Source organism: Actinomadura sp. CNU-125, from assembly GCF_001942465.1.
Classification (GTDB): Bacteria; Actinomycetota; Actinomycetes; order Streptosporangiales; family Streptosporangiaceae; genus Spirillospora.
In genome coordinates this window covers 1-10,461 of the sequence record NZ_MKJY01000187.1, presented here as the reverse complement: position 1 = coordinate 10,461, position 10,461 = coordinate 1, and the positions used below count along the sequence as shown (strand labels likewise).

At 71.9% G+C, this 10,461-nt stretch carries 8 protein-coding genes and 2 pseudogenes; all 10 read left to right on the top strand.

The features are described from left to right. Positions 1-2,021 (top strand): annotated as a pseudogene (gene infB, locus BJF79_RS21720) (translation initiation factor IF-2); the annotation flags it as partial. A 237-nt stretch (positions 2,022-2,258) separates the two neighbouring features. Further along, on the top strand, positions 2,259-2,567 hold the full coding sequence (locus BJF79_RS21715) for a DUF503 domain-containing protein (protein WP_262402383.1): 309 nt from the start codon (positions 2,259-2,261) through the stop codon (positions 2,565-2,567). A gap of 55 nt (positions 2,568-2,622) precedes the next feature. Next, entirely contained in the window at positions 2,623-3,153 is a 531-nt protein-coding gene (rbfA, locus tag BJF79_RS21710) for a 30S ribosome-binding factor RbfA (protein ID WP_075900006.1), read from the top strand. Next, positions 3,150-3,701 (top strand): DHH family phosphoesterase, encoded by a 552-nt coding sequence (locus tag BJF79_RS61015; protein WP_262402382.1) that lies wholly within the window; start codon positions 3,150-3,152, stop codon positions 3,699-3,701. Before rbfA ends, BJF79_RS61015 begins: the two co-directional genes overlap by 4 nt. Positions 3,702-3,900: 199 nt before the next feature. Continuing rightward, the gene (locus BJF79_RS61010; protein WP_262402381.1) at positions 3,901-4,374 is read left to right on the top strand and encodes a DHH family phosphoesterase; all 474 of its coding nucleotides are present in this window, start codon (positions 3,901-3,903) and stop codon (positions 4,372-4,374) included. 52 nt (positions 4,375-4,426) lie between these two features. Then, complete coding sequence (gene truB / locus BJF79_RS21700) at positions 4,427-5,299, top strand: tRNA pseudouridine(55) synthase TruB (RefSeq protein WP_075900004.1); 873 nt, start codon at positions 4,427-4,429, stop codon at positions 5,297-5,299. A 173-nt stretch (positions 5,300-5,472) separates the two neighbouring features. Next, entirely contained in the window at positions 5,473-6,159 is a 687-nt protein-coding gene (gene trhA / locus BJF79_RS21695) for a PAQR family membrane homeostasis protein TrhA (protein ID WP_075900002.1), read from the top strand. Between the two features lie 138 nt (positions 6,160-6,297). Continuing rightward, the gene (locus tag BJF79_RS21690) at positions 6,298-7,266 is read left to right on the top strand and encodes a bifunctional riboflavin kinase/FAD synthetase (protein WP_075900010.1); all 969 of its coding nucleotides are present in this window, start codon (positions 6,298-6,300) and stop codon (positions 7,264-7,266) included. Between the two features lie 262 nt (positions 7,267-7,528). Next, on the top strand, positions 7,529-7,798 hold the full coding sequence (rpsO, locus tag BJF79_RS21685; protein WP_026405490.1) for a 30S ribosomal protein S15: 270 nt from the start codon (positions 7,529-7,531) through the stop codon (positions 7,796-7,798). Between the two features lie 346 nt (positions 7,799-8,144). Beyond that, positions 8,145-10,457 (top strand): annotated as a pseudogene (locus BJF79_RS21680) (polyribonucleotide nucleotidyltransferase). Positions 10,458-10,461 lie beyond the last annotated feature (4 nt).

The following is a 10,461-nucleotide window of genomic DNA, read 5'->3' as shown; positions in this document are numbered from 1 at the left end:
CTTCGGCGGCCCGCGCGGCGGTGGCGGCGGTGGCGGTGGCGGCCGTCCGGGCGGGTTCGGTCCCCGTCCCGTGGCGGCGGTCGCGGTCGCGGCGGCCGAGCGCGTTCGGACGTCCCGGCGGGCGTCCCGCACGCGGACGCAAGTCGAAGCGCGCGCGTCGTCAAGAGTTCGAGAACATGCAGGCGCCCGCCGTCGGCGGCGTCTCCGCCCCGCGCGGCAACGGCAAGACCATCCGGCTGCCGCAGGGCGCTTCGCTGACCGACTTCGCCGAGAAGATCGGCGCCAACCCGGCGTCGCTCGTCGCGATCATGATGCACCTCGGCAAGATGGTCACCGCGACGCAGTCGGTCGACCCGAACGACCTGCAGGAACTCGGGCTCGAACTGGACTTCGACGTCCAGGTCGTCAGCCCCGAGGACGAGGACCGCGCACTGCTCGAATCGTTCGACATCGAGTACGGCGAGGACGAGGGCGGCGAGGAGCACCTCCAGTCCCGTCCGCCGGTGGTCACCGTCATGGGCCACGTCGACCACGGTAAGACCAAGCTGCTGGACGCCGTCCGGCACGCCAACGTGCAGGCGGGCGAGGTCGGCGGCATCACCCAGCACATCGGCGCCTACCAGGTCGAGACCGAGGTCGACGGCGAAGAGCGCAAGATCACCTTCATCGACACCCCGGGTCACGAGGCGTTCACCGCCATGCGTGCCCGCGGTGCCGACACCACCGACCTGGTGGTGCTGGTGGTCGCCGCGGACGACGGCGTCAAGCCGCAGACGACCGAGGCGATCGACCACGCCACCGCGGCCGGGGTGCCGATCGTGGTCGCGGTCAACAAGATCGACGTCGAGGGCGCCGACCCCAACAAGGTGCGGGCGCAGCTCACCGAGTACGGCCTGGTCGCCGAGGAGTTCGGCGGGCAGACCATGTTCGTCGACGTGTCCGCCAAGCAGGGCATCAACATCGACGGGCTGCTCGAGTCGATCATCCTGACCGCCGACGCCGAGCTCGACCTGAAGGCCAACCCCGACATGCCCGCCCAGGGCTCGGCCATCGAGGCCCACCTGGACAAGGGCCGGGGCGCCGTGGCGACCGTGCTGGTGCAGCGCGGCACGCTCCGGGTCGGCGACTCGATCGTCTGCGGCGTGGCCAACGGCCGCGTCCGGGCGATGCTCGACGAGAACGGCAACACCGTCGAGGAGGCGGGCCCGTCCCGTCCGGTGCTGGTGCTCGGCCTCGCCGCCGTGCCCGGCGCGGGCGACAACTTCCTGGTCGTCGACGACGACCGGGTGGCCCGGCAGATCGCCGACAAGCGGGTCGCGCGCAAGCGCAACGCCGAACTGCTGCGCAGCCGCAAGAGCAGCTCCCTCGAGGAACTGTTCAAGGACTTCCAGCAGGGCAAGCGGGAAGAGCTGCTGCTCATCCTCAAGGGCGACGTGTCCGGTTCGGTCGAAGCGCTGGAGGACTCGCTCCTCAAGATCGACGTGGGCGACGAGGTCAGCCTGCGGATCATCCGCCGCGGCGTCGGCGCGATCACGCAGGACGACGTCAACCTGTCGCTGGCGTCCGAAGAGGGCGCGGTCATCATCGGTTTCAACGTGCGTCCCGAGCGGAACGCGCAGGAGATCGCCGACCGCGAAGGCGTCGACATCCGGTACTACTCGGTCATCTACCAGGCGATCGAGGAGATCGAGGCGGCCCTCAAGGGCATGCTCAAGCCGGAGTTCGAGGAGGTCCAGCTCGGTACCGCGGAGATCCGCGAGATCTTCAAGGTGCCGCGGATCGGCAACGTCGCCGGTTCGATGGTCACCTCCGGCCACATCCAGCGCAACGCCAAGGCGCGCCTCATCCGCGACGGCGTCGTGGTCGCCGACAACCTCACGGTGTCGTCGCTGCGCCGCTTCAAGGAAGACGCCACCGAGGTCCGCGAGGGCTTCGAGTGCGGTATCGGTGTGGGCTACAGCGACATCAAGCTCGGTGACACCATCGAGTGCTTCGAGATGCGGGAGAAGCCCCGCGACTGAGGCACCCGGAGCGAAACGGCCGTCTGCCCGGACCCGTCGGGGTCCGGGCAGACGCCCGTGCCGGGCCGTCCCCGTCTCGTTCGGCGGGCGGTAGGCGGAAAAACGGTGACATGACGCCAGGCGGATCTCGTAGCCTGGCGTCTGTCATTTCCAGGCCCGCCGCACGCGCCGAACGCGGAGGTCGGGCCGGGAACACGGCGGCTCATCACCGTCGTTCCACTTTTGAGAGATCCCGAGGTGATCGATCAGGTGTACGTGGGTGCACTGACACTCGACCTGCTGCTGGGGGACGTCCGGTCGCTGAAGCAGAAGCGGTCCGTGATCCGGCCCATCATCGCCGAGGTGCGCAAGCACTTCCCGGGGGTGGCCGTGTCCGAGACCGGAGACAACGACCTGTACCGCAGGGCGGAGATCGGGATCGCCGTGGTCTCGGGCACCGCGGCCAACTGCACCCAGGTGCTCGAACAGTGCGAGCGCCTGGTGTTCGGGCGGCCGGAGATCGAGCTGCTGTCGGCCAGGCAGCGGCTCTTCAACGACGAGGACTGATCCGGTGACGGGCCGGGACACGGCCGTCGCCGGACTATGGAAAGGGAGTGCGATCATGGTGGACGCAGCTCGGGCGCGAAAGCTCGCCGACCGCATCCAGCAGATCGTGGCCGAGATGCTGGAGCGGCGGATCAAGGATCCGCGGCTCGGCTTCGTGACCGTGACGGACACCCGCATCACCAACGACCTGCGCGACGCCACCGTGTACTACACGGTGTACGGGTCGGACGGCGAGCGCGCCGAGACGGCGGCCGCGCTGGAGAGCGCCAAGGGCGTGATCCGCTCGGAGGTGGGCAAGAAGACCGGGATCCGGCACACGCCCAGCATCACCTTCGTCATGGACTCCCTGATGGAGAACGCCGCCCACATCGACGACCTGCTGGCCAAGGCCCGCGCCCGGGACGCCGAGGTCGCCCGCGCGGCGCAGGGCGCCGCCCACGCCGGGGAAGCCAACCCCTACCGCGAGCCCGCCGAGGAACTCGACGACGCGACGGACGACGGGGCGGCCCCCGACGGACCGGGCGGGCCGGGCGGCGCGGACGGTGCGGACGGTGCGGACGGCTCGTCCGGGCGTTCGTCGTCGTGAGCGCCGCCGGGGACCGCGCGGTCGCGCCCGGTCCGTGGCCGGGCGGGTGGCCGCTGCACGTCGCGGGCGGCCGTACGGGCGGCCGTACGGGCGGCCCGGCGGGCGGCGGGCACGGCGGCGGCCACGACGTCGCGTCCCGCGCGGTCGCCGCGGGGAACAGCGTCGCCCCGTCCGGGGAGACCGCGGTGGACGCCGGAGCCGACGCGGGCTCCGGCGACCCCGGGTGCGACCTCGAATGGGAGAAGGCGCTCGAACTGATCCACGCGGCCGACGAGGTCGTCCTGGCCTGCCATGTCGTCCCCGACGGGGACGCGCTCGGCTCGATGCTCGCGCTCGCGCAGGCGCTCCGCTCCCTCGGCAAGCGGTGCCTCGCGTCGTTCGGGGAGCCGTTCACCGTCCCCGGGATCCTGCGGTTCCTGCCCGGCCAGGATCTGCTGGTCGATCCCGGCCGGCTGCCCGCGGACCCCCGTCTGATGATCTCCTCGACGTCGGCCGGCCGCGCCCGGCTGGGGTCCTGGCGGGGCACGCCGACCGGGCCGGGGCGCTGATCGTCGTCGACCACCACGCGTCCAACATCGGGTTCGGCGGCGTGCGGCTGGTCGATCCGGACGCCGCCGCGACGGCCGTGCTCGTCGAGGAGCTGATCCGGCGGCTGGGCGTCCCCCTCGACCGCGACATCGCCCAGGGCCTGTACGCGGGCGCGCGAGCGACACCGGTTCGTTCAAGTACCCGTGCACCACCCCGGAGGTGCACGACCTGGCGGGACGGCTGCTCACCGCGGGCGTCCGGCCGGAGGCGGTCAGCCGCGAGCTGTGGGACCGGGCGCCGTTCGGCTACCTGCAGGTGCTCGCGGGCGCGCTGGCGCGAGCCCGGCTGGAACGGGACGCCGCGGGCGGGCGCGGCCTGGTGTGGACGACGATCGCCCGGGCGGACCGGGACGCGCGCGACGTCCCCTACGATCAGCTCGAAGGCGTCATCGACCAGCTCCGCCGCACCGACGAGGCCGAGGTCGCGGTCGTGTGCAAGGAGAACGACGACGGCGACTGGTACGTGTCCATGCGCTCCAAGGGGGCGGTGGACGTGGGCCGCGCCTGCGTCGGGCTCGGCGGGGGCGGGCACCGGACCGCGGCCGCGTTCACGACGGACGGGGAGCCGGCCGCCATCGTCGACCGGCTGCGCGGCGCGCTGCGCCCGCCGGGCGAGGCCGACCGCCCGTCCTGACCCTTCGCCCACAGCAGTCGACCCCGGCCGGGGCAATGGAATCGGAGCGCGCGTGGAGAACTCGGGGCTCGTCATCGTCGACAAGCCGGCGGACTGGACCTCGCACGACGTCGTCGGCCGCATGCGGCGGCTCGCCAAGACCCGCCGGGTCGGGCACGCGGGCACGCTCGACCCGATGGCGACGGGCGTCCTCGTGCTCGGCGTGGGGAAGGCGACCCGGCTGCTCGGCCACCTCGCCCTCACCGAGAAGGGCTACGACGCGACGATCCGGCTCGGCCAGTCGACCAACACCGACGACGCCGAGGGCGAGATCACCGCGACGGCGCCCGCGGGGGGCGTGACCGACGAGGCGCTGCACGCGGGCATCATGGCGCTGACCGGACGCATCGAGCAGGTCCCGCCGCAGGTCAGCGCGATCAAGGTGAACGGCGAGCGGGCGTACAAGATGGCCCGCAAGGGCGAAGAGGTCGAGCTGAAGGCCCGTCCGGTGACCGTGCACGGCTTCACCGTGACCGGGGTGCGGCGGGACGGCGACCTGGTCGACGTCGACGCCACGGTGTCGTGCTCGTCCGGCACCTACATCCGCGCGCTGGCCCGCGACCTCGGCGCGTCCCTCGGCTGCGGCGGCCACCTGACCCGGCTGCGCCGCACCCGCGTCGGCCCCTACGACCTCGGCTCGGCCCGCACGCTGGACGAGCTGGCGGAGAAGCTCGAGATCCTGCCGATGAACGAGGCGGTCGCGGCGGCGTTCCCGCGCCGGGACGTGTCGGCCGACGACGCCCGCAAGGTCGCGCACGGGGGGCGGCTCCCCGCCGCCGGGCTCGGCCCCGGCCCGATCGGGGTGTTCGGCCCGGACGGGACGCTGCTCGCCCTCGTCGAGGAGCAGGGGCGCGCCGCGAAGCCCCTCGCGGTCTTCGTCCCCTGAGCGACCTCTCGCGCCGCTCGTTCCGTCCGACGTCCCTGCCCTGAGCCGGGCTCGCCATGCGTCGGCCGGGCCGTGTCGAGCATCACGCCCCGGACACCGTCCAGCCGAACCTACGGTGCCGTAACCTACGTAACCGTAAGTTTGTTGTGGCATGGTCATAGCAGGAGGTGCCCATGGCGACGGCGTCGGCGGCGGACGGCCGCACCGCGAGCGAACCGGTCGGATCCCCCACGCGCCCGAGGTTGCGCGGCTGGCTGCACATCGGCGCGTTCCCCGCCGTCCTGGTCGCCGGGCTCGTGCTCGTCGCGCTCGGCCCGACCACGCAGGCCCGGCTGGCGTCGGCGGTGTACGTCGCCGCGTCCGGGATGCTCTTCGGCATTTCCGGCACCTACCACCGGCAGCGTTCCCACCGGGTCATCGAGGTGCTGCGCCGCTTCGACCACGCGAACATCTACCTGATCATCGCCGGGACGTACACGCCGTTCGCCGTCCTGGCCCTGGACGGCGGCCTCCGCGTCGCCGTGCTGGTCACCGTGTGGGCGGGCGCGATCGCCGGGGTCGTGTTCCGGACGGCCTGGATCGGCGCCCCGCGCGCGCTCTACGTCACCCTGTACATCGTCCTGGGCTGGGTCGCGGTGTTCTTCATGCCGCAGTTCCTGGACGGCGCGGGCCTCGTGGCGTGCGTCCTCGTGGCGCTCGGCGGCGTCTCCTACAGCGTGGGCGGGGTCGTGTACGGGCTGCGCCGCCCCGACCCGTTCCCGCGCTGGTTCGGTTTCCATGAGGTGTTCCACACGTTCACGCTCGTGGCGTACATCCTCCAGTACATCGCGGTTTCCCTGGTCGTCTACCAGTCCGGCTGACCCGCGCCGCGTGCCCGCGGCCCGCGAAAGGCCGCCCCTCCCACGACGTCGGCTCGGGCCGCATGGCACCCTTTATGGCGACGGCAAGAACCGGACGGACACGAACCGGGCGGATACGTCCTACGCAGGGAGAGCATGGTGCGGCGCTGGCATGGCCTCGAAGAGGTACCCGCCGATTGGGGCCGTTCGGTGGTCACCATCGGCGTGTTCGACGGTGTGCACCGCGGGCACCAGCGGATCGTCGGAGCCGCCGCGCAGGAGGCCCGCAGGCGGGGGCTGCGCTCGGTGGTGATCACCTTCGATCCGCATCCGGACGAGGTCGTGCGGCCCGGCACCCACCCGCCGCTGCTGGCCACCACCGGCCGCCGCATCGAGCTGCTCGAAGGGCTCGGCACGGACGCGGTCGTGGTGGTCCCGTTCACGCTCGAACTGTCGAAGACGCCGCCGGACGAGTTCGTCCAGCAGGTCCTCGTGGACCGGCTGCACGCCGCGCACGTCATCGTCGGCGAGGACTTCCGGTTCGGGCACAAGGCCAAGGGCGACATCGCGCTTCTGCAGGAGCTCGGCGGCAAGTACGACTTCACCGCCGAGGGGGTCCCGCTGGTGGCGAACGGCGACACGATCTCCTCCACCTACATCCGGGAACGGCTGGAGAGCGGCGAGGTCGAGGCCGCCGCCGAGGCGCTCGGCCGCCCGCACCGCGTCGAGGGCGTCGTCGTGCGCGGCCACCGCCGCGGCCGCGCGCTCGGCTTCCCGACCGCGAACCTGGAGACGCCGCCGAACACCGAGATCCCCGCCGACGGCGTCTACGGCGGCTGGCTGGTGTGCGACTCCGACCGCTACCCGGGCTTCCGCTGGCCCGCCGCGATCTCCATCGGGACGAACCCGACGTTCGAGGGCGCGGGGGAGCGGACCGTCGAGGCGTACGCGCTCGACCGCGACGACCTCGACCTGTACGGCGAGCACATGGGCGTCGACTTCACCGGCCGCATCCGGGACACGCTCAAGTTCGACTCGATCGAGGCGCTCGTCGAGGAGATGCACCGCGACGTCGACCGGGCCCGGGAGATCACGTCCGGTGAGGGCTCCGCGCCGTCCGCCGGATGACGGACGGCACCGGACGTGCGCGCCGCCGTCCACCGGACGTGCGCGCCGCCGGTGCCCGCCGCACCCTCCGTGATCATCCGGAAGCCGCACCGTGACGGTGCGTCGTCCCGGCATGGTACGGTGAAGAATCGCCGGGAAGGGCCCCGGCGCGGCTGGCTGCACCCTCATGCGGCTCGCCACATCTCTCAATGACGCACCATGCGGAGCCGTTCGCCCGTATCCGGGCCGGCGTCTGCGGGTGACGACCTTACGAAGGAGCCACGTGTCGCTCGACACCGCCACGAAGAAGCAGATCATCGCCGAGTACGCGACCACTGAGGGTGACACCGGATCTCCGGAGGTCCAGGTCGCGCTGCTGACCCGGCGCATCACCGATCTGACCGAGCACCTCAAGGAGCACAAGCACGACCACCACAGCCGCCGCGGCCTCCTGCTGCTGGTCGGCCAGCGTCGTCGGCTCCTGAAGTACCTCGCAAACAAGGACATCAACCGCTACCGGAAGCTGATCGAGCGACTCGGTCTGCGCCGCTAGCAGCCCAAGGGAGTGGCCATCGGGCCACTCCCTTCCTTTTGTGGCCGGGGCGGGGCCGCGCAGGCGCCCCCGGCCGGGCCGGGACCCGGCGGACGGGCCGCCCCGGCGCATCGCGCGAGCCGTCCGGCCCCGGCCGGACCGGCCGCAAAACCGAAGAGAAGAGCCTCGCGGACACCGCTGGTGCGGGCCGGTCCTCGGTAGTGGCTTCCGGATCCGTCCGCCCGCGTCGGCGGGCACCGGATCCGGGTGCTTCGATCGAAGACCGGCAGCGTGACAAGCCACGGGAAACGGCCGCGAGGACCGATACCGGAACCTGAGGAGGTTTCCCGTGACAGAACCCGTGCGCATCGACGGCGCGCAGAGCACCGAGGCCGTGATCGACAACGGCACGTTCGGCACCCGCACCATCCGCTTCGAGACCGGCCGGCTGGCCCGCCAGGCCGCCGGCTCGGCCGTCGCCTACCTCGACGACGAGACGATGGTCCTCTCGGCGACCACCGCGTCCAAGAAGCCCAAGGACAACCTGGACTTCTTCCCCCTGACCGTGGACGTCGAGGAGCGGATGTACGCGGCCGGGCGCATCCCCGGCTCGTTCTTCCGCCGCGAGGGCCGCCCCTCCGAGGACGCGATCCTGACCTGCCGGCTCATCGACCGGCCGCTGCGCCCGTCCTTCGCCAAGGGCCTGCGCAACGAGATCCAGGTCGTCGAGACGATCATGGCGCTGCACCCCGACCACCTGTACGACGTCGTGGCGATCAACGCCGCCTCGATGTCCACCCAGCTGGCCGGGCTGCCGTTCTCCGGCCCGATCGGCGGCGTCCGCGTCGCGCTGATCGAGGGCCAGTGGGTCGGTTTCCCGACCCACCCCGAGCTCGAACGCGCCACGTTCGACATGGTCGTCGCCGGGCGCGTCCTGGAGGACGGCGACGTCGCGATCATGATGGTCGAGGCCGAGTCCACCCGCGACACCCTCAAGCTCGTCGGCGAGGGCGCCACCGCCCCGACCGAGGAGACCGTCGCCGAGGGCCTCGAAGCCGCCAAGCCGTTCATCAAGGTGCTGTGCCGCGCGCAGAGCGACCTCGCCGCCGTCGCCGCCAAGGCGACCGCCGAGTACCCCGTCTTCCTCGACTACCAGGACGACGCGCTCGACGCCGTCACCGAGGTCTCAGCGGCGACCTCGCGCAGGCGCTCACCATCGCCGGCAAGCAGGAGCGCGAGGCCCGCCTCGACGAGATCAAGGCCGCCGCGGTCGAGAAGCTCGCCGAGCGGTTCGAAGGCCGCGAGAAGGAGATCTCCGGCGCCTACCGTGCCGTCACCAAGAAGCTGATCCGCGAGCGGGTCGTCCGGGACGGGCTGCGCATCGACGGCCGCGGCACCAAGGACATCCGCCAGCTCACCGCCGAGGCGCACATCGTCCCGCGGGTGCACGGCTCGGCGATCTTCGAGCGCGGCGAGACGCAGATCATGGGCGTGACCACGCTCAACATGCTCCGCATGGAGCAGATGATCGACACGCTCAACCCCGAGCGCACCAAGCGCTACATGCACAACTACAACTTCCCGCCCTACTCCACCGGTGAGACCGGCCGGGTGGGCTCGCCGAAGCGGCGCGAGATCGGGCACGGCGCCCTCGCCGAGCGCGCCCTGATCCCGGTGCTGCCGACGCGCGAGGAGTTCCCGTACGCGATCCGGCAGGTGTCGGAGGCGCTCGGCTCCAACGGCTCCACGTCGATGGGCTCGGTCTGCGCTTCCACGATGTCGCTGCTGGACGCGGGCGTCCCGCTCAAGCAGATGGTCGCGGGCATCGCGATGGGGCTGATCCACGAGGGCGGCGAGTACGTCACCCTCACCGACATCCTCGGCGCCGAGGACGCCTTCGGCGACATGGACTTCAAGGTCGCCGGCACCCGCGACCTGATCACCGCGCTGCAGCTCGACACCAAGCTCGACGGCATCCCCGCCTCGGTGCTGGCCGCCGCGCTCAAGCAGGCCAAGGGCGCCCGCCTGGCGATCCTCGACGTGATGCAGGAGGCCATCGAGGCGCCCGCCGAGATGAGCCCGAACGCGCCGCGGATCATCACCATCAAGGTCCCGGTCGACAAGATCGGCGAGGTCATCGGCCCCAAGGGCAAGATGATCAACTCGATCCAGGACGACACCGGCGCCGACATCACCATCGAGGACGACGGCACGATCTACGTCGGCGCCACCGACGGCCCGTCCGCCGAGGCCGCGCGGCAGGCGATCAACTCGATCGCCAACCCGCACATGCCGGAGGTCGGCGAGCGGTTCCTCGGCACCGTCGTCAAGACCACCACGTTCGGCGCGTTCGTGTCGCTGCTGCCCGGCAAGGACGGCCTGCTGCACGTCTCGCAGATCCGCAAGCTGCACGGCGGCGCCCGGATCGAGAACGTCGACGACGTGATGGGCGTCGGCGAGAAGATCCAGGTCGAGGTCACCGAGATCGACCAGCGCGGCAAGCTGTCGCTGGTGCCGGTCGAGGTGATCGAGCGGGAGGCCGCCGAGAAGGGCGACGGCGGCGACGAGCCGGCCGAGCGCCGCCGCGGCCGACGACGGCGACGGTGACGGCGGCGAGCGGCGCGCCCCGCGGCGCCGCCGCACCCGCCGCAGCGGCGACGACGGCCAGCGCAACTCCTGACCGA